Origin of the sequence: Tardiphaga sp., from assembly GCF_028290785.1 — a bacterium.
Classification (GTDB): Bacteria; Pseudomonadota; Alphaproteobacteria; order Rhizobiales; family Xanthobacteraceae; genus Tardiphaga.
The window spans coordinates 1-18038 of the sequence record NZ_JAQGJD010000385.1; the positions used below are offsets into that span (position 1 = coordinate 1).

Here is an 18038-nt window from a genome sequence, read left to right on the forward strand (position 1 = left end):
GGGCTGTCGCTGATCGCCCGCGGTGGCCGCTTCTTCATCGTCGCGATCCTGCTCAACCGGTATGGCGTATGGATCCGCGAGACCATCGAGAAGCGGCTGGGACTCTGGGTCGGGCTTGCCGTTGGCATGCTGCTGCTCGGCATCATCATCGCCGTCCGCATGTTCTAGGCCGGGTTCTGGCTTGGGGCGCTTCCCCCGGCGCGGGTGCCGGGGTACGTTTCGACTCATGTCTGAGTTGACGAATCCGATCGCCGCGACCGCCCGGGCCTTCCTCATCGCCGTGCTGGTGACGCTGATCCTTGCCGTGGCTATCGCGTCTGCCTGGTCGCAGGCGGCTCCGCCGGCGCAAAAATCGATCATTATCCAAGTGGCTCCGGCCGCGGAAACGCCTGCGCCTGCGCCCGCTCCCGTCGTGCCACCGGCGCCGCCCGCCGCGCCCCCGGCAGAAAATCCGGGCCTGATCAATGAAATCGGCAAACTGTTCCAGGATTCGCCCCTGAAGCTGCCGGCGCTACCGTCCTTCAAGAGTTTCGGCGAAAGCACGGACGGCTTGACCCGGCTCAACACCATCGTCAAAGGCCGTGTGGCCTGTCCGCGCGCCGCCAATGGGGCGCCGGACTGCAAGACCGCCTCAGACCGGCTGTGCCAGAGCAAGGGCTTCAAGGAAGGCAAGAGCCTCGACACCGACGCGGCGCAAAGCTGTTCGGCGAAGGCGATGATCCCCGGCCGCAAGCTGGAAGAGGGCGACTGCAAGACCGAGAATTACGTCACCCAGGCGCTCTGCCAGTAAGCCGCTTTTTCAGGCAGTCCTCTCAGGCGGGTGTTTTCTTGCGCGCCGCAATTGCCATCCGGCCTTGGCTTCTGGCATCGTCCGCCCGCCCAACGGCCGGCGCAAAGACGCCATCGCCAGAAGAAAAGATGCAGAGGAATTGCCATGTCCATGCCGGCCTTGTTCAAGAACCGCCTGTCGATCCCGGTGATCGGCGCGCCGCTGTTCATTATCTCGGTGCCCGATCTGGTCATCGCGCAGTGCAAGGCCGGTATCGTCGGATCGTTTCCGGCGCTGAACGCGCGGCCGGCGGCACTGCTCGACGAATGGCTGGTGCGGATCAAGGAAGAGCTCGCCGCCCACGACAAGGCGCATCCGGACCGCCTCTCGGCGCCGTTCGCGGTCAACCAGATCGTGCACAAGTCCAACAACCGGCTCGATCAGGACATGGCGCTTTGTGAGAAGCACAAGGTGCCGATGATGATCACCTCGCTCGGCGCCCGCGAAGAGCTGAACCAGGCCGCGCATGCCTGGGGCGGCATCGTGTTTCACGACGTCATCAACCAGCGCTTCGCCCACAAGGCGATCGAGAAAGGCGCCGATGGCCTGATCCTGGTGTCAGCCGGCGCCGGTGGCCATGCGGGCGAGATTTCGCCATTCGCTTTCGTCGCGGAGACCCGGCAGTGGTTCGATGGTCCTGTCGCGCTGTCCGGCGCCATCGGTAACGGTCGCGCCATCCGCGCCGCGCGCACGCTGGGCGCCGACTTTGCCTATGTCGGTTCGGCCTTCATCGCCACCACCGAGGCCAACGCCGTGCCCGGCTACAAGGACATGATTGCGAGTTCGACGGCGGAAGACATCGTGTATTCGAACCTTTTCACCGGCGTGCACGGCAACTACCTCAAGCCCTCCATCGTCGCGGCCGGCATGGATCCCGACAACCTGCCGGAGTCCGATCCGACCAAGATGAACTTCGGCACCGACGCCTCGGGCGAGCGCGCCAAGCCGAAGGCCTGGAAGGAAATCTGGGGCAGCGGCCAGGGCGTCGGCAGCATCCCCAAGGTGGTGCCGGTGGCCGAACTCGTCGCGCGCTTCAAGAAGGAATACGACGGCGCCATCGATCCGGGATTGTAGGAAGCCGACGCGCACTCTTCTTGCTTCTCCTCTTCACCTAGCGAAGCTTCGCTTCGTGCGGGGGAGAAGGAAGTACGCGATAAGTAAGAAAAGAAAGTCAACGACGCCTTATGGACTTCATCTACCGCATTGACGGTGATCACGTCATCACCACGCCACATGCCGCTGGACCGTGGAACGCGACCATGCAGCACGGCTCCGCTCCCTCCGCGCTGGTGACGTATCTCGCCGAGCAGATGCCGACCGCGAGTCCGATGCAGGTGGTGCGTGTCACCGTCGATCTGCTGCGGCCGGTGCCGGTGGCGGAGCTGACGTTCACGACCGAGGTGCTGCGCGAGGGCCGCAAGATCCAGCTCTGCGGCATCACATTGCTGGCTAATGGCGTCGTGGTTGCCCGCGCTACTGTCCTGAAAATCCGCAGCGAACCGCAGTCGCTGCCGCCTGAGATCGTCGATCCGCCGCTCGAACTGCCCGGGCCGGACAACGGACGGCCGCTTGTCCGCAGGACCGGCAACGCCTTCATGAGCGGCCTTTCGACCTGCGTGGTGCGTGGTGGGTTGATGACATCCGGCCCGGGCGCGATCTGGTACCGGCTCGACCGGCCGTTCGTCGAAGGCGCCGCGACCTCACAGGTGATGCGCGCGGTGGTGGCTGCCGATTTCAGCAACGGCACTTCGGCGATGCTTTCGTTCGACCATTGGACGTTCCTGAATGCCGACCTCACGGTCAGCCTGGCGCGGCCGCCGGTCGGTGATTGGATCCTGCTGGATTCCGAAAGCTGGATCGGTCCCGACGGCACCGGCATTGCCGCTTCGAAGCTCGCCGACATCCACGGTTATTTCGGGCGCGCGGTGCAAAGCCTGGTGATCGAAAAGCGGTGAGCTGAGTGCGCTTCCGGACATCGCAAAATCATCCGGGCTGCTGGAACCAGTTGATACCATGGAGGTTATCGCCCGTCAGGGGGCCGTATGAGTTCGCTATCAGCACGATCAGATAAAGCCCGGACCGGAATTTGGGGTCTGGATAGTATTCTTTCCGGGGGGTTCTCCCGAGGCCATATCTTTTTGGTGGAGGGCGCGCCCGGCACTGGAAAGACCACCATCGCGCTGCAATTTCTGCTCGAAGGCGCTCGCGCGGGGGAGAAGGGTCTTTACATCACCCTGTCCGAAACTGAAAAGGAGCTGCGCGATGGCGCGTCCTCGCACGGCTGGACGTTGGGCGAAGGCATCGAGGTATTCGAACTGCTGCCGCCAGAAAGTCTTCTGGATGAGGACCAGCAGCAGAGCCTGCTGTATTCCTCCGACCTTGAGCTAGGCGAGACCACCAAACAGATTTTCGAGGCCGTCGAAAGGGCGCAGCCGGCCCGCGTCGTGCTGGATAGCCTTTCGGAAATTCGACTGCTGGCGCAGAGCTCGCTGCGCTACCGCCGGCAAATACTCGCCATCAAGCACTACTTCGCCAGGTTTGGGACCACGGTGATGCTGCTCGACGACCTCACCGCTGAGGTGGCCGACAAGACCGTACATAGCGTTGCCCATGGCGTACTGCGGCTGGAAGAGTTGGCGCCCGCCTATGGTGCCGAACGCCGCCGTGCCCGTGTCATCAAATACCGCGGTGTCAAATTCCGCGGTGGCTATCACGATGCCACCATCACCGAAGGTGGGCTCAACGTGTTTCCGCGGCTGGTCGCCTCGGAATATCGCAGCAATTTGGTGCGCACGACGCAATCGTCAGGGGTCGCTGAACTCGACAAACTGCTCGGCGGCGGCATCGAGACCGGTTCGAGCACGCTGGTGTTGGGCCCTGCCGGCACCGGCAAGTCGCTGCTCGCCATTGTCAACGTGGTGGCCGCCATTGAACGCGGCGAGAAAGCCGCCATGTTCGTGTTCGACGAAGAACTCGGTCTGCTGTTCAACCGGATGAAGGGTCTCGGCATCGACCTCGTCGGCGCGCAGCGCAATGGCAAGCTGCTGGTCGAACAGGTCGATGCGGCGGAATTGTCGCCCGGCGAATTCGCCCATCGCGTTCGCAGGCAGGTCGACGAGCACGATATCAAGACCGTGGTGATCGATAGTCTCAACGGCTATCAGGCCGCAATGCCGGAGGAGAATTCGCTTATTCTCCACATGCACGAGCTGCTGCAGTATCTCAACCGGCGCGGTGCCGCGACCTTCATGACGGTGGCGCAACACGGGCTGGTCGGCGACATGAAGTCTCCGATCGATGTCACCTATCTTGCTGACACCGTCATCCTGCTGCGCTACTTCGAGGCGCGTGGCAGCGTGCGCCGCGCGATGTCCGTCATTAAGAAACGCACGGGAAATCACGAAGACACCATCCGCGAATATCGCATCGACGGTCGCGGCCTGACCATCGGCGCGCCATTGACGGAGTTCCAGGGCGTGTTGCGCGGGGTGCCGATCTACAACGGCGCCAGCCCGCTTCTGGACGGGCGGGCGACGTGAAACCCGGCCTATCCTCCGAACGTGCGGTCATTCTCGCGCCCCATGGACGCGACGCCGCGGTCGCCGAAGCGTTGATACGTGAAGCGGGCTACTATGCGCAGGCCTGCCCGGACTTTGCAGCATTGCAGCACGAGATCGAGGGCGGCGCCGGCGTTGCCGTGATCGCCGACGAAGCCATCAAGACGGTCGATCTGCGCGGTCTCGCCAAATGGCTGCACGACCAGCCGTCATGGTCCGATTTTCCCATCGTGCTGCTGACCCACCAGGGCGGCGGTCCCGAGCGCAACCCGGATGCGGCGCGGCTCGGACGGCTGCTCGGCAACGTCACTTTCATCGAGCGGCCGTTTCATCCCACCACGCTGATCTCGGTGGTGGGCTCGGCGGTGCGCGGCCGTCGCCGGCAGTACCAGACCCGCGCCATCCTCGAAAACCTCAGCGAGAGCGAAGGCCTGCTGCAGACCGCGCTGAATGCCGGTCGTCTTGGCGCGCTGGAGCTGCATCTGCCAAGCCTCGAACTCGAGCTGTCGGATACCTGCAAATCGTTTTTTGGCCGCAGCCCGGATCAGCCCTTCACCTTCGATGACCTGCAGGCTTCAGTTCACCCCGACGATCGCGAGCGCCGCCAGGAGGTGCTGGATTCAACGTTACAACACGGCACCGACTACAATGTTGAGTATCGCAACATCTGGCCGGATGGTTCGGTGCACTGGGTCGAGACCCGCGCCCGCATCGTCCGAAGCCCCGACGGAAAGATTCGGTCGCTGGTCGGCGTTTGCGTCGATATTACCGCGCGGAAAACCTCGGATATCGATCGCGATACGCTGCTGGAGCAACTGACGGCGGAACGAACCGCGCTGGCGGAGCTTACCGCTACCCTGGAACAGCGCGTCGATGAACGCACCGCCGATCTGATGAAGGAGGTCGCGGCCCGCGAGCGCGCCCAGGAACAGTTGCGCCAGGCGCAGAAGATGGAAACCATCGGCCAGCTCACCGGCGGCGTCGCGCACGATTTCAACAATCTGCTGATGGCCGTGATGGGCAATCTCGAATTGCTGCGCAAGCGCATCCCCGACGATCCGCGGCTGCATCGGCTGATCGACGGCGCCTTGCAGGGCGCCGAGCGCGGCGCATCGCTGACGCAGCGGTTGCTGGCCTTCGCGCGGCAGCAGGACCTCAAGGCGGTGGCCGTCGATCTCGGCGGGCTGGTGCGCGGCATGATCGATCTGCTGGAGCGCTCGCTGGGCCCGCGCGTGGCGCTGCGGCTCGACATTCCGGTCGGCCTGCCGCCGGCGCGTATCGACGCCAACCAGCTCGAACTCGCCATTCTCAATCTCGCCATCAACGCACGCGACGCGATGCAGGATGGCGGATCGATCGACATCAGGATTGCCGAACACCGGGTCGGGCCCGGCGATCCGAACCTCGATCCTGGCGACTATCTGAAAGTGTCGGTGATCGACGATGGCGGCGGCATGTCGCCGGAGGTCCTGAAGAAAGCAATCGAGCCGTTCTTCTCGACCAAGCCGGTAGGCAAGGGCACCGGGCTCGGTCTCTCCATGGTGCACGGCCTCGCCGTGCAACTCGGCGGCACGCTGGAACTGTCCAGCGTCGTCGGCCGTGGCACCACGGCGACGCTGGTGGTGCCCGTAACCACCAACTTGCCGGAGGCGACCAGCGCCACGGGCATGACACGTCCGGCCGCGCGCTCGGCGGTGATCCTGTTCGTCGATGACGATCCGCTGATCGCCATGTCCACGACCGAGATGCTGGAAGACCTGGGCCATCGTGTCATCGGCGCCAGTTCCGGCCGCCACGCGCTGGATATCCTGCGCAGCGAGCAACCGCTCGACTTGATGATGACCGACCACGTGATGCCGGGCATGACCGGCGTGGAGCTCGCAGCCGCCTCGCGCGAAGTTCGCCCGTCGCTGCCGATCCTGCTCGCCACCGGCTATGCCGACCTGCCCGAAGGCGCGCAGCTCGACCTGCCGCGGCTGGCAAAACCCTACCACCAGGAGCAGCTGCGGGACCGCCTCGATCAGTTATTGGGGTGATCCGGCGGTTGGCGTCCGGGGCCCGGGCATCTTCGGGTTATCCTGCCTTAAAGGTTAACGCCCTTAACCAATCGTTAACCGGCGCGGGAACAACAATACGGGCAGGATTCGACCGCAGCAGGGGATGCGCCATGGACCTCGATACCTATTTGGCCAAGACGCCGGCGACCATCGAGGAAATCAAGGCCCGCGTCGCCGCGGCGTTCGGACGCCATCCGTTGTGCCGCCAAGTCGAATTCGAGATCGTCAGCACGCCGCGCGCCGCCAAGGGCGCGAACTGGACCATCAGCATGCAGTCGGTCGCGCCCGATGCATTGTGGGAAGCCTCCGACATCGTGTCGGATATCCAGGACGCCTACGTCCTGGCCCATGCCGCCTGAACCAGGCAGATGCCGGGCAACTCTAGGCATGGTTAGGCCTTAATTAATCTCCATTTGTAAGGACGATGGACGCTGAGTTCGTCGGTGACACGGAGATTGGCTTGACGCGCACCCTCACTCTTCTGGCGCTGGGATGCCTGCTGGTAGTGGGCGCATCCGTGGCCGCCATCGTCGGGCGTGATAGCGTGCCGACCGCGCCATACGACGCTGTGGCGCAAAATTCGATCGAAGTGGCCCGCGGTCCCGTCTCCAACAAGCAGGGCAAGAAGGACAGGCTGCCGGTGGGCGCCCTGCTGGCCTCTCTGGAGCCGCCGCCGGCTGCGTTGAGCGAGCCTCTGCGGCGGGCGTTTGCCTCCGACAGCCCCGTCGCCGGCCCGGGCAACACGGTGCTGGCACCGATCGAGATTCCATCGCAGTCGCCCGGCAAGCCCAAGCTCGCCGCCAAGCCGCCCGTGCAGAAGAATTATACGCTGCTCAGCGACGCGCAGATTGCCGCGATCAAGGGCCGGCTGAATCTCACCGTCTCGCAGCAGCAGCAATGGCCGGCGGTGGAAGACGCGCTGCGCGCCGTGGCTCGCAAGATGCATGATACCAAACAGGCCAATCCGAAGGCCGGCAGCCCGCCGATCGATCCGGCAAGCGCCGAAGTGCAGCAGTTGAAGTCTGCGGCGATGCCGCTGCTGTTCACGCTGCGCGAGGACCAGAAGCGCGAGGTCCGCTCGCTCGCCCGCATCATCGGGCTGGAGTCGGTGGCTTCGGCGATCTGACGCCTCGTCGCGCCGCGAGCGGCGTCAGGCGACCTCGACCGCCGGCACGCTATCGATCGTTGCATGAGCCTTGGCGATCAGCTCATACGAATGCAGCCGCGCGCCGTGGTCGTAAACATCCGACACGATCATCAGCTCATCCGCTCCGGTCTCGGCGACCAGCGCTCTGATGCCGGCGCGCACGGTCTCCGGCGATCCCACGATCGAACGCGCCAGCATCCGCATCGCCTGCGCCTTCTCGGCTCCTGACCAATAGGTTTCGATGTCGTCGATCGGCGGCTGGCTGAGGCCGCGGGTGCCGCGGAACATGTTGGTGAACGACATCTGCTGCGTCGTCGCCAGCCGCTTGGCTTCCTTGTCCGTATCGGCCGCGATGATGTTGACGCCGACCATGGCGTGCGGCGTCGTCGATTGCTCCGACGGCTCGAAACGCTCGCGGTAGATTTGCAGCGCCTGCAGCAGGGCCTCCGGGGCGAAATGCGAAGCGAAGGCATAGGGCAGGCCCAACGCGGCGGCGAGCTGCGCGCCATAGGTGCTGGAGCCCAGGATCCACAGCGGCACGTCGGTGCCGGCGGCCGGTACCGCCTGGATGTTCTGGTTCGGCCCGGAGGGCGCGAAGAACGCCTGCAGCTCCATCACGTCCTGCGGAAAATTGTCGGAGCTTGTCAACGTCCGACGCAGCGCGCGGACGGTGATCTGGTCGGTACCCGGCGCGCGGCCGAGCCCGAGATCGATGCGGCCGGGATACAGCCGCGCCAGCGTGCCGAACTGTTCGGCGATGATGATTGGCGCGTGATTCGGCAGCATGATGCCGCCGGCGCCGACGCGAATGGTTTTGGTGCCGGCCGCGATGTGGCTCACCACCAAAGAGGTCGCCGCGCTGGCGATGCCGGCCATGTTGTGATGCTCGGCGACCCAGAACCGGCGGTAGCCCCAGTTCTCGGCATGCGCCGCGAGGTCGCGCGCATTGTCGAGCGCACCGCGCGCATCGGTTTCTTCGGTGACGCGGACGAGGTCGAGGATCGAAAGCGCGGTCATGGGCAAACTCCTGGATAGTGCCCCTATCTAGGAATGGCGATCGGTGATTACCACCGGTGCCAACGCACGGCGGCGTTGCGCCGACAGCCGTCAGCGGCGAGCCCGTGGCGCCTCGCCGTCATGGAGCAAGGTTCGCCCGGCGAATGTGAATGACGGCGATGTCGTCGGCATAGAGCCTCTGCCAGCCGTTCAGATGGTCGAGGAACTGCGCGGCAGGGGAAGCCGGCGCGAGCAGGGTGGCGTCAATCTGAAAGCCGTCGAGAAGCCGCAGCAGTTCATCTACTTTACGGCCCTCGATCGCATCGAAATAGTCCAGCACAAACTGTTCGCCATACAGTTCGGCACGGCCGTCAATAAAAGTGGGCACGCCCATCGCGATCAGATAGCCGCCGAATTGATAGGCATTGAAGATGCGCTTCGATCCGCGCTTTTTGAGCAGATCGACGGCCGTCTCCGGGAAGTGCGATTGCGCGAACGAGAATTCATGGCGCCGCGAATACACAACCGTCGATGCCACCGTGACAACGAGAACCGCCAGCACCGCCCATTTCCTGATGTAACGAGGCAACCGCGTCGCTTCGCCAGCGGATCGGGCGTTGGCCTCGATCTGTTCGGCGAACGGCCTGGCCAGAACCATCGGCAACAGAAACGCGAACACTTCGACGCTGCGGACGTGCGACAGCCCGACATGGACCAGGCTTAGCAACAGAATGATCCGCGGCGCCGACAGCACCATGCCGCGGTAGAATGCCAGGCCGTAAAGCCCCAGCAGCGCGGCTTCGAACGCGCTGAACGAGCTGAAGTCCGCGGGCCGCCATTCCCATATGACGATGAGCAGCCGGCCAAGATCGAGGATGCCGAACGCGCCCTGCAACGTGCGCCAGCCATAGGGCGTGCAGCAGCTCGCTGCCAGTGCCGCCACGGCGAAGGCTGCCCACCGCACCGCGAGGTTGAAGCGTTGCTCGGCGGCAGATTCCCAGATCGCTATCAGGGCAATAGCCGGCACCAGCGCCAATCCCAGCACGAAGCCACCATGAAGATTGGCCCACAGCGCCATGACCGGCAGCCAAAGAAACGAGGGCGGGGCGCGCCGGTCGGCCGCGGCGATCAAGGCGGCTGCCCATGCCACCATCACCGGCATCGCCAGAACATGCGGGCGCGCCATGAGATGATCCATGGACAACAGCGTGACGAACATGGCCACCAGGAAGCATCGGGCTGGATCGATCCGGGCGGAAAGGAACATGATGAAAAGGGCGATGGCGGCGCCGATCGCGAGCGAGGCCAGGATCACCGGACCTGCCCATCCACACAGATCGAACGCCGCGGCATAGAGAACCTGCGACAACCACGACGTGGAAATCCACGACGCGTGAAACCTGGTGAAGGAATACAGGTCGAGATGCGGAACCGAATAATTCTGCAGGATCCATTGCCCGACTTTGATCTGCCAAAAGCTGTCGGAATCCTTCAGCAGGTTGTCGCCGACAAAGAAGAAAAAGAGATAGGCGAATGCACCTGCCCCGAACGCCAACAGGCCTCGGCCGGCGAGCGGCGTGGGCGCGCCGACTAGGGCAACTGGCTCTTTGACGAGAGTCATCGGTTCATCTCGCTTGAGCTGTTTCGGCTGTGTTGGCTCGGCGGTGCCCCCGGAGACGTCATGGGCTTCTTCCTGCTTGCCGCATCCAAGGCGGCTTTGGCCAGCCATGCCAGCGGTTTTGCGCAGGATTTTTGCCGCGGACAGTGGACGCGCGTAATCGTGACGGGATGGAAATGGCGCCGTCTCGTCGGCGTGCGACGTCGCGCATGTTGATGGCTGGGAAACGTGGTGCCCCTGGCCGGAATCGAACCAGCACTCCTTGCGGAACTCGATTTTGAGTCGAGCGCGTCTACCAATTCCGCCACAGGGGCCTTCGGACACTGGCCGGAGGCCGGGGTCGCGAAGCGGGCGGAATATAGCGGGCGCTCAGTGGGGGTCAACCAGCGCGTGGTCCAAACCACACCCCATAGTGATCGGGGGTCGCTCGACAGCGCCGGAAGCGCGGGATAGGACGCGGGTAGCAACCCGGAGAGCGCCGTGACCGCCGAAGCCACCTTCAAGCCCGCGCGAGCCCGCGGCGCTTCCAACCCGGCCGTGCTGGCCGCTTCCGCCGTGGGCCTCGTCGCCGCAGCGACCCTGGCCGGGGCGTGGTTCTTCCAGCTGGTGCTGGACATTCAGCCCTGTCCGCTCTGCCTCGAACAACGCTATGCCTATTACCTCGCAGTGCCGCTGGCAGCGCTGGTGGCGGTTGCCACGGCGAAAGACGCGCCGCGCGCCGTCGTCATCGGCGGGCTGGCGCTACTGACGCTGGCGGCGCTCGGTAATGCCGTCCTCGGCGGCTATCACGCCGGTGTCGAATGGGGATTCTGGGCCGGACCGACCGATTGCACCGGCCCGGTCGGCAATCTCGGCAGCGCCGGTAGCCTGCTGGATCGCCTCAACACGGTGAAGGTGATTCGCTGCGACGAGGTGCAGTTTCGTTTCCTCGGCATTTCGCTAGCCGGCTACAACGTGCTGATCTCGCTGCTGATGGCCGCGCTGGCGCTGTGGGGCATGCGCAGGACCGCGCGATCCAGTTAGTCGTCGATGTCGTCCTGCGCCTTGCCGAACAGGTGCACGATGCCCGGCGTGGCAATCGAGACATAGATGAAGCGCGACAGATGATGCGCGCCGACGAACACCGGATCGATGTGCAGGGTCAGCGCGAGCGCCAGCATGGCATCCATGGCGCCCGGCGCGAACGCTACCACCACGTCGCTCAGCTTGACCTGCGTGGTCAGCGCGATGGCGGTGACGAACACCGACGAGATCGCAATCGCCACGGCGAACGAACCCAGCGCCGCGACCAGGTGGCCGAGGATGGTGCGCGGGCTGATCTTGCCGAAGCGCGAGCCGATCAGGGTGCCGATGCCGACCAGCGCGACGATATAGGCCCATTGCGGCAGCGTGCCTTCAACAAGGCCCGCGCCGTGCAGGATCGAGGATGCCATCATGGCGCCGAACATCCAGCTCGCCGGAAACTTGATCCAGCGCATCAGCAGCGAAACGGCCACCGCCGCGGCGGCCAGTTCGGCCAGCGCCAGCGGCGTCGCCTCGGGCCCCCGCGACGGCAGCGGGCCATGGCCCATCAGGCCGGTGGCGGCGAGCAGCAGCGGCACCGCGGCGGTGAGGATGATGACGCGAAAAATCTGCACCACGGCAATGCCCGGAACGTCGGCATTGCGCTCGGTGGCCAGCATGATGATCTGTGACAGCGCGCCGGGGCTGCCGGCGAGCAGGGCCGAGGTGCGGTCCCAGCCGTGCATGCGCTGCAAATACAGGCTGCTGCCGAAGGTCGAACAGAACGTCGCCACCGCCAGCAACGCGATAGTCAGCGGATAGGCGCTGAGATTCTTCACCATCGTCGGTGACACCATCGCACCCAGCGACAGGCCGAGGGTCATCAGGATCACGTGGGCCAGCGGTTGGGGCAGCCCGACCGGCCGGCCGGAAACGCCGAACACCGCGACCGCGATCATCGCGCCGGAAATCAGCCCGCCGGGCAATTCCGCCCAGTAGAACAGCGCGCCGCCGAACGCTCCGATGGCGAGGGTCTGCAGCGGAGTCAGGATTTGCGATCGGCTGGGGAGCGTGAAGGGCATTTGCGCGGGGGGCTCGGTGAGCCCGCCTTATGGCAAATACAAGCGAAGGCTACAAATGCCGTGCGCGCAGACGAGCCGTGTGTGGCACGGCCGTTGCTCCCCAGGCGCAGTGAAGCTGCGCCTGGGGAGATCGGTCCTCAGGTTGCTTTGCCACCGGTCTTCTTGCAGTCGGAGCGGAATTTGTGCCGTTCCTTGCCGTGCAGGCCCTTGGCGTCGGCCTGCTTGGAGCATTCCAGCGAAATCTCGGTACGCGGCTTGGCGGTCTTCGCGGTTGCGGGAGCTTTGGTATCGGCGGGGGCCGATTTGGTTGTCGGCGCGGGCGTGGTCGCCGGGGCCTGTGCGGAAGCGGTGCCGATCAGCATCAAGGAGGCGATGGCGGCCATCGCCGCGCGGGAAGAAAATTTCATCATGGGAGCACCTCGGGTTGAAGAGCGCACACCGTCACGCCGGCGGGCTGAACGGCAGGTGAATGAAGCGCCCTGTGCGCCGCCGCACTGATCACATTAATTTGGCGGTGAAACAGCCGGCGGCGTTGCTCCGCGTCGCCGCTGCGCTAGGATATTGCGCCTCGGCCCAAACATTTCCAGGGAGAAACAGATGACTATCAAACCCAAGCTGCTGTGCGCGATGGCCCTGTCCGGTTTTGCAATGCTCGTTTTCAGCCCGGCCAACGCGCTGACCATGTCGGAATGCAGTGCGAAGTACAAAGCGGCGCAGACCGCGGGCACGCTCAACGGCCAGAAGTGGAATGACTTCCGCAAGGCCGAATGCGGCGCCGACACCGCGGCAACGCCCGCGGCGGCCACGACGGCGGCGCCGAAAGCGGCCGAAGCCAAGCCTGCCGCAGCGCCTAAGCCTGCGGCAACACCCGCTGCACCCGTGGCGACGGGGCCGGCGACCTTCCCCACGGCGATCGATCCGAAATACGCCAAGGAGACGCCCGGCAAGGCGCGCATGCACACCTGCGTCGATACGTACAACGCCAACAAGTCCGGCACCGGCAATGGCGGCATGAAGTGGATCGAGAAGGGCGGCGGCTATTACAGCGAGTGCAACAAGAAGCTGAAGGGGGCGGCCTGACGCCAGACGCTTCCAGCCCCATGACGGTTTTGGTCGCCACCGCTGCTGCCGGTCTCCGATCGGCAGCTCACCATTTCTGTTACGGGCGACGTTTGAAGAGTGATCTCAAGCGGACGGCAACGGCTCATTCCGGCCAGTGCATGCGCGGTTGGCAACACTGGTCCGCGTGGCATAAACTCGCCTCATGATGGACAGCAGCGCGATTCAAGAATTCGTCAATGCACACCAGCGTCTCTTCGTCCTGACCGGCGCCGGCTGCAGTACGAATTCGGGTATCCCCGATTATCGCGATGCCCTGGGAAACTGGAAACGCCCGCAGCCGGTGACTTTCCAGGCTTTCATGGGCGAGAGAGCGACGCGCCAGCGCTATTGGGCGCGGAGCCTGATCGGTTGGCAGCGATTTGGAAGCGCTCAACCGAACGACGCTCACCGCGCCTTGGCGCGGCTGGAAGAGATCGGCAAATGCGAGGTTCTCCTGACGCAGAACGTTGACCGGCTGCATCAGGAAGCCGGCAGCACGGGGGTGATCGACCTTCACGGGAGGCTCGACCTGGTCCGCTGCATGGGATGTGAACGGAGAATTCCGCGCGACGAACTGCAGCACGCCATGGGCCGGTTGAATTCCGGCTGGCTCGCTTTGGACGCCACCGATGCGCCGGACGGCGATGCCGATCTCGAACGCGACGATTTTTCGTCATTCGAGATACCGGGTTGCACGCACTGTGGCGGCATCCTGAAGCCGGACGTGGTGTTCTTCGGCGAAACCGTGCCGCGCGACCTCGTCGGTACCGCGCTCGAGCACCTGGAGCGCGCCGACGCCATGCTGATCGTGGGCTCGTCGCTGATGGTCTATTCCGGCTTCCGATTCGTGCAGGCGGCGGCCCGTGTCAGCCTGCCCATCGCGGCGATCAACATGGGCCGTACCCGCGCCGACGAGGTGCTCACCATCAAGGTCGAAGACCGCTGCGAGACGGCGCTGGCGTTTTTGCTGTAACCATCGGCGCCGGCTTTAAGAGCCGGCGCTCGATGAACGGATTTGCTCGGGCTCCTTAGCCAGTGACGCGCCAGATCACATCGCCGACATCGTCCGCCACGAGCAGCGAGCCATCGGGGCAGAGGGTGACCCCGACCGGCCGTCCGTAGGATGCCTTCTCGTCCGGGGCGAGGAAGCCGCTCAGAATATCCCGCGGCGGCCCGGACGGGCGCCCGTTCACGAAGGGTATGAAGACGACCTTGTAGCCGCTCAGCGTGCTGCGATTCCAGGACCCGTGCTGGCCGATCACCATGCCGTCCGGGAAGCCCGGCAGCGTACCGGCCGGCAGCCAGCACAGACCGAGCGACGCGGTGTGCCCGCCCAGCGCGTAGTCCGGCGTGATGGCCTTGGCGATCGCGGTGGCATCCTGCGGGACGCGGTCGTCGACCGTCTGTCCCCAGTAGCAATACGGCCAGCCGTAGAACCCGCCTTCTCGGACCGAGGTCAGATAGTCAGGCGGTGTCTCGTCGCCCAGGCCGTCCCGTTCGTTGACCACGGTCCAGAGTTCGCCGGTCTGCGGCTCCCATGCCAGGCCCACCGGATTGCGCAAGCCGCCGGCAAAGATGCGGCTGTGGCCGCTGGCCAGATCGAGTTCGTAGACGGCCGCGCGACCTTCCTCAAGCTCCATGCCGTATTCGGCGATGTTGGTCAGCGATCCCACGCCGACGAACAGTTTCTGGCCGTCGGGGCTCGGCAGCAGGCTCCGCGTCCAGTGCCCGCCGGACTTGAAGTCGGTAAGCTTCCGCCCCGGCGCCGTGATGCGGTCCGCACCTTCGACGTAAGGGAAGGCCACCACGCCGTCGACGTTGCCGACATAGAATGTCTCGCCCAGCAGCGCCATGCCGAACGGCTGGTTCAGTCCCTCCATGAAAATCTGGCTGACTTCGGCGACACCGTCGCCATCCCGATCGCGCAACAGCGTGATGCGGTTTGCGCTTTCGCCGAGGGCGGCGGCACGCCGCATGGTCGCCTGCATCGCGTAGCCGAACACGTTGCGGACCGGGCCGGCGATTTGCGACGCTTCGGCCACCAGAATGTCGCCGTTGGGCAGCGCATGGATCCAGCGGGGATGTTTCAGGCCGGTCGCAAAAGCGTTGACCTTGAGACCTGCGGCCACCACCGGTTTCTGTCCGGGGTCCCACCCCCTGGCCGTCGGCATCTTGAGGGTCGGGATGGCGCCTTGCGGCTTCGCCGTCGGGACCTGCGGCGCGCTGCCCCAGGCGGGCTGCGGCGCGACGCCCTGCAACCGACGCCATTGCAGCGCGACAGCCCCGATCAGCGCGACCAGTCGCGCGAAAATGCCGGACAAGTTCATGTGATTCCCCTTGTTGATGCCGCGCACCCTATCCGACGTCGGGGTGCGTTAACACCTCGTCGCCGATGCCGGCGGCACGGGCCCCTTGACCGCCTACGCCCCGAACGCCCGAGCGACGTTGTAGGTGATCAGGCTCGCCACATAGGCCAGCGCGAACATGTAGACGAAGGTCACGATCATCCACTTCGCGCTGCCGGTCTCGCGGCGGATCACCGCCAGCGTCGAGGCGCATTGCGGGGCGAAGATGAACCAGGCCAGCAGCGACAAAGCGGTGGCGAGGCTCCATTTGTCGGCGAGCACCTGGCCGATCTGGTCGGCCGCCTCCTTGCCGCCTTCGATCGCATAGACGGTGCCGAGGGCTGCCACCGCGACTTCGCGCGCGGCCATGCCGGGAATCAGCGCCACGGCGATTTGCCAGTTGAAGCCGAGCGGGGCCAGTGCCGGCTCGAGAAAGTGCCCGATCATCGCCGCGAGGCTGTAATTGATCGCAGGGCCTTCGGCGCCGGCCGGCGGCTGCGGGAACGAGGCCAGGAACCAGATCAGCACCATCATCGACAGGATGGTGGTGCCGGCGCGGTGCAGGAACATTTTGGCGCGTGTATAGACGCCGATGGTGATGCTGCGCACCCGTGGCAGCTTGTAGTCCGGCAATTCCAGCATGAAGGGCGCGGGCTGGTAGTCGCGCCACATGAAGAACTTGATGACAAAGGATGCCGCAAGCGCGCTGCCGATGCCGGCGGCGTAGAGCCCGAACATCACCAGCCCCTGCAGGTTGATCCAGCCCCAGACCTCCTTCGACGGAATGAAGGCGGAGATGATCAGCGTATAGACCGGAATCCGCGCCGAGCAGGTCATCAGTGGCGCGATCAGGATAGTGGTCAGGCGGTCGCGACGGTTATCGATCACCCGTGTCGCCATGATGCCGGGAATCGCACAGGCAAAGCTCGACAGCAGCGGGATGAAAGCGCGGCCGTGGAGGCCTGCGCCGCCCATGATGCGGTCCATCAGGAATGCCGCGCGCGCCATGTAGCCGAAATCTTCCAGCAGCAGGATGAACAGGAAGATGATGACGATCTGCGGCAGGAACACCAGCACGCTGCCGACGCCGGAGATCACGCCGTTCTGCAGGAAGCTCTGCAGCAGCCCGTCGGGCAGGGTGTCGTGTACCAGCGTGCCGAGCGCGGCGAAGCTGCCCGCTAGGAACTCCATCATCGGCTGAGCCCAGCTGAACACCGCCTGGAACATCACGAACAGGATCAGCGCCAGGATCAGCAGCCCGGCGACCGGGTGCAGAACGACGGCATCGACCCGCGTGGTCAACGAATCCGGCTTGCTCGGCATCGTCACGGTGTCGCGGATGATCTTGTCGGCTTCGCGCTGCAAAGCTTTCAACTCCGCAATGCTGAGTGGCGCCCATGTATTGCCGGTGGTCGGCTCCTGGGCGCGCGCCGCGAATTCCTCGGTGAGCCGGATCAGTTCGGCGGTGCCGCCCTTGCGCACCGCGATCGAGGTGACCACGGGTACGCCGAGGGCCCCCGACAGCGCCTCGAGATCCACGGTCACGCCGCGACGCTGGGCGATGTCGAACATGTTCAATACCACCATCAGCGGTCGGCCGGTACGCTTCAGTTCGAGCACCAGCCGGAAGGTGAGCCGAAGATTGGTGGAATCGGCGACGCACAACACCAGGTCGGGCAGCGCCTCGCCGGGAAATTTGCCGAGCACCACGTCGCGGGTGATTTCTTCGTCCGGGCTGCGGCCGCGCAGCGAATAGGTGCCGGGAAGATCGACCAGCGAGATCTGCCGGCCGGTCGGCGTGACGAAGGCGCCGGCCTTGCGCTCGACGGTGACGCCCGGGTAGTTGGCGACCTTCTGGCGGCTGCCCGTCAGCGCGTTGAACAGCGAGGTCTTGCCGCTGTTGGGGGCGCCGACCAGCGCAAGATGGATGGAGCGGGGATCGAGCGCGGCTGCGGTCATCAGAATACGACGACTGCCATCGCTTCGCGACGCCGCAGCGCGATGGTGATGTTGTCGACGCGCACGGCAATGGGGTCGCGGCGGATCGCGCCTTCGTGCAGAATCTCGACTCGGGCGCCTTCGACAAAGCCCATTTCGATCAACTGGCTCTCGAGCTCGATGGCCGACAGCGACGATCCGCCGGCCTGAACGTCGAGGCCGCGAATGGTCCCGCAAAAGCCGCGGGGCGCGTTGCCAAGAAGCTGGGTGGCGGGATTGGAAACCGGGATGTCCATGGCCACGCTTCTTCCAAGCGCCGCCGGTTTGGTCAAGCGAACAAGGCCTCCTTAGAACGATTGTAAAAAT

General features: G+C 64.8%; 18 protein-coding genes, 1 tRNA gene and 1 pseudogene. 12 read left to right on the top strand and 8 right to left on the bottom strand.

The features are described 5' to 3' along the window. The 8 genes and pseudogenes from JWR89_RS24445 to JWR89_RS24480 form a co-directional block, all read left to right on the top strand. Positions 1–168 (top strand): annotated as a pseudogene (locus JWR89_RS24445) (DedA family protein); the annotation flags it as partial. A gap of 58 nt (positions 169–226) precedes the next feature. After that, positions 227–790 (top strand): hypothetical protein, encoded by a 564-nt coding sequence (locus tag JWR89_RS24450; protein ID WP_299720788.1) that lies wholly within the window; start codon positions 227–229, stop codon positions 788–790. A gap of 144 nt (positions 791–934) precedes the next feature. Further along, the gene (locus JWR89_RS24455; RefSeq protein WP_299720789.1) at positions 935–1903 is read left to right on the top strand and encodes a nitronate monooxygenase family protein; all 969 of its coding nucleotides are present in this window, start codon (positions 935–937) and stop codon (positions 1901–1903) included. Between the two features lie 110 nt (positions 1904–2013). Then, positions 2014–2784, top strand: a complete 771-nt coding sequence (locus JWR89_RS24460) for a thioesterase family protein (protein WP_299720790.1) — start codon at positions 2014–2016, stop codon at positions 2782–2784. Positions 2785–2871: 87 nt separating this feature from the next. Continuing rightward, entirely contained in the window at positions 2872–4368 is a 1497-nt protein-coding gene (locus tag JWR89_RS24465; RefSeq protein WP_299720791.1) for an ATPase domain-containing protein, read from the top strand. Next, positions 4365–6422, top strand: coding sequence for a hybrid sensor histidine kinase/response regulator (locus JWR89_RS24470; RefSeq protein WP_299720792.1), 2058 nt, complete (start codon positions 4365–4367; stop codon positions 6420–6422). The genes JWR89_RS24465 and JWR89_RS24470 overlap by 4 nt, the downstream gene beginning before the upstream one ends. A gap of 131 nt (positions 6423–6553) precedes the next feature. Beyond that, on the top strand, positions 6554–6802 hold the full coding sequence (locus tag JWR89_RS24475) for a hypothetical protein (protein ID WP_299720793.1): 249 nt from the start codon (positions 6554–6556) through the stop codon (positions 6800–6802). A 101-nt stretch (positions 6803–6903) separates the two neighbouring features. Further along, positions 6904–7569, top strand: coding sequence for a hypothetical protein (locus tag JWR89_RS24480; protein WP_299720794.1), 666 nt, complete (start codon positions 6904–6906; stop codon positions 7567–7569). 24 nt (positions 7570–7593) lie between these two features. Here JWR89_RS24480 and JWR89_RS24485 read toward each other — a convergent pair whose 3' ends face one another. Together JWR89_RS24485 and JWR89_RS24490 are read right to left on the bottom strand one after the other, a co-directional pair. Next, positions 7594–8607, bottom strand: a complete 1014-nt coding sequence (locus tag JWR89_RS24485) for an LLM class flavin-dependent oxidoreductase (protein WP_299720795.1) — start codon at positions 8605–8607, stop codon at positions 7594–7596. A gap of 118 nt (positions 8608–8725) precedes the next feature. Then, a complete protein-coding gene (locus tag JWR89_RS24490; RefSeq protein WP_299720796.1) occupies positions 8726–10207 on the bottom strand; it encodes a hypothetical protein in 1482 nt (493 codons plus the stop codon). 60 nt (positions 10208–10267) lie between these two features. Here JWR89_RS24490 and JWR89_RS24495 point away from each other — a divergent pair, with 60 nt between their 5' ends. Continuing rightward, on the top strand, positions 10268–10420 hold the full coding sequence (locus JWR89_RS24495) for a hypothetical protein (protein WP_299720797.1): 153 nt from the start codon (positions 10268–10270) through the stop codon (positions 10418–10420). 13 nt (positions 10421–10433) lie between these two features. Here JWR89_RS24495 and JWR89_RS24500 read toward each other — a convergent pair. Next, a tRNA-Leu gene (locus tag JWR89_RS24500) sits at positions 10434–10518 on the bottom strand. A 166-nt stretch (positions 10519–10684) separates the two neighbouring features. Here JWR89_RS24500 and JWR89_RS24505 point away from each other — a divergent pair. Continuing rightward, a complete protein-coding gene (locus tag JWR89_RS24505) occupies positions 10685–11227 on the top strand; it encodes a disulfide bond formation protein B (protein WP_299720798.1) in 543 nt (180 codons plus the stop codon). Here the strand turns inward: JWR89_RS24505 and JWR89_RS24510 are convergent. Further along, entirely contained in the window at positions 11224–12288 is a 1065-nt protein-coding gene (locus JWR89_RS24510; protein WP_299720799.1) for an AbrB family transcriptional regulator, read from the bottom strand. The two genes, JWR89_RS24505 and JWR89_RS24510, sit on opposite strands and share 4 nt — an antisense overlap. A gap of 137 nt (positions 12289–12425) precedes the next feature. Further along, entirely contained in the window at positions 12426–12695 is a 270-nt protein-coding gene (locus tag JWR89_RS24515) for a PsiF family protein (protein WP_299720818.1), read from the bottom strand. A gap of 190 nt (positions 12696–12885) precedes the next feature. On the opposite strand from JWR89_RS24515, the gene JWR89_RS24520 reads away from it, so the two are divergent. Beyond that, on the top strand, positions 12886–13368 hold the full coding sequence (locus JWR89_RS24520; protein ID WP_299720800.1) for a hypothetical protein: 483 nt from the start codon (positions 12886–12888) through the stop codon (positions 13366–13368). Between the two features lie 187 nt (positions 13369–13555). Then, entirely contained in the window at positions 13556–14362 is an 807-nt protein-coding gene (locus JWR89_RS24525) for an NAD-dependent protein deacetylase (protein ID WP_299720819.1), read from the top strand. Positions 14363–14417: 55 nt separating this feature from the next. On the opposite strand, the gene JWR89_RS24530 is transcribed toward JWR89_RS24525, so the two are convergent. The 3 genes from JWR89_RS24530 to JWR89_RS24540 form a co-directional block, all read right to left on the bottom strand. After that, positions 14418–15716 (bottom strand): sorbosone dehydrogenase family protein, encoded by a 1299-nt coding sequence (locus tag JWR89_RS24530; RefSeq protein WP_299720801.1) that lies wholly within the window; start codon positions 15714–15716, stop codon positions 14418–14420. A gap of 93 nt (positions 15717–15809) precedes the next feature. Next, a complete protein-coding gene (locus tag JWR89_RS24535) occupies positions 15810–17693 on the bottom strand; it encodes a ferrous iron transporter B (RefSeq protein ID WP_299720802.1) in 1884 nt (627 codons plus the stop codon). Beyond that, the gene (locus JWR89_RS24540; protein ID WP_299720803.1) at positions 17693–17968 is read right to left on the bottom strand and encodes a FeoA family protein; all 276 of its coding nucleotides are present in this window, start codon (positions 17966–17968) and stop codon (positions 17693–17695) included. The genes JWR89_RS24535 and JWR89_RS24540 overlap by 1 nt, the downstream gene beginning before the upstream one ends. Between the last annotated feature and the right edge of the window lie 70 nt (positions 17969–18038).

Excerpts from the sequence above, each read along its gene's own strand:
- JWR89_RS24485 (WP_299720795.1), bottom strand. The coding sequence starts at position 8,607 with ATGACCGCGCTTTCGATCCTCGACCTCGTCCGCGTCACCGAAGAAACC.
- JWR89_RS24455 (WP_299720789.1), top strand. The coding sequence starts at position 935 with ATGTCCATGCCGGCCTTGTTCAAGAACCGCCTGTCGATCCCGGTGATC.
- JWR89_RS24540 (WP_299720803.1), bottom strand. The coding sequence starts at position 17,968 with ATGGACATCCCGGTTTCCAATCCCGCCACCCAGCTTCTTGGCAACGCG.
- JWR89_RS24495 (WP_299720797.1), top strand. The coding sequence starts at position 10,268 with ATGGGCTTCTTCCTGCTTGCCGCATCCAAGGCGGCTTTGGCCAGCCAT.
- JWR89_RS24510 (WP_299720799.1), bottom strand. The coding sequence starts at position 12,288 with ATGCCCTTCACGCTCCCCAGCCGATCGCAAATCCTGACTCCGCTGCAG.
- JWR89_RS24465 (WP_299720791.1), top strand. The coding sequence starts at position 2,872 with ATGAGTTCGCTATCAGCACGATCAGATAAAGCCCGGACCGGAATTTGG.
- JWR89_RS24520 (WP_299720800.1), top strand. The coding sequence starts at position 12,886 with ATGACTATCAAACCCAAGCTGCTGTGCGCGATGGCCCTGTCCGGTTTT.
- JWR89_RS24515 (WP_299720818.1), bottom strand. The coding sequence starts at position 12,695 with ATGAAATTTTCTTCCCGCGCGGCGATGGCCGCCATCGCCTCCTTGATG.
- JWR89_RS24525 (WP_299720819.1), top strand. The coding sequence starts at position 13,556 with ATGGACAGCAGCGCGATTCAAGAATTCGTCAATGCACACCAGCGTCTC.
- JWR89_RS24450 (WP_299720788.1), top strand. The coding sequence starts at position 227 with ATGTCTGAGTTGACGAATCCGATCGCCGCGACCGCCCGGGCCTTCCTC.
- JWR89_RS24530 (WP_299720801.1), bottom strand. The coding sequence starts at position 15,716 with ATGAACTTGTCCGGCATTTTCGCGCGACTGGTCGCGCTGATCGGGGCT.
- JWR89_RS24535 (WP_299720802.1), bottom strand. The coding sequence starts at position 17,693 with ATGACCGCAGCCGCGCTCGATCCCCGCTCCATCCATCTTGCGCTGGTC.
- JWR89_RS24475 (WP_299720793.1), top strand. The coding sequence starts at position 6,554 with ATGGACCTCGATACCTATTTGGCCAAGACGCCGGCGACCATCGAGGAA.
- JWR89_RS24490 (WP_299720796.1), bottom strand. The coding sequence starts at position 10,207 with ATGACTCTCGTCAAAGAGCCAGTTGCCCTAGTCGGCGCGCCCACGCCG.
- JWR89_RS24460 (WP_299720790.1), top strand. The coding sequence starts at position 2,014 with ATGGACTTCATCTACCGCATTGACGGTGATCACGTCATCACCACGCCA.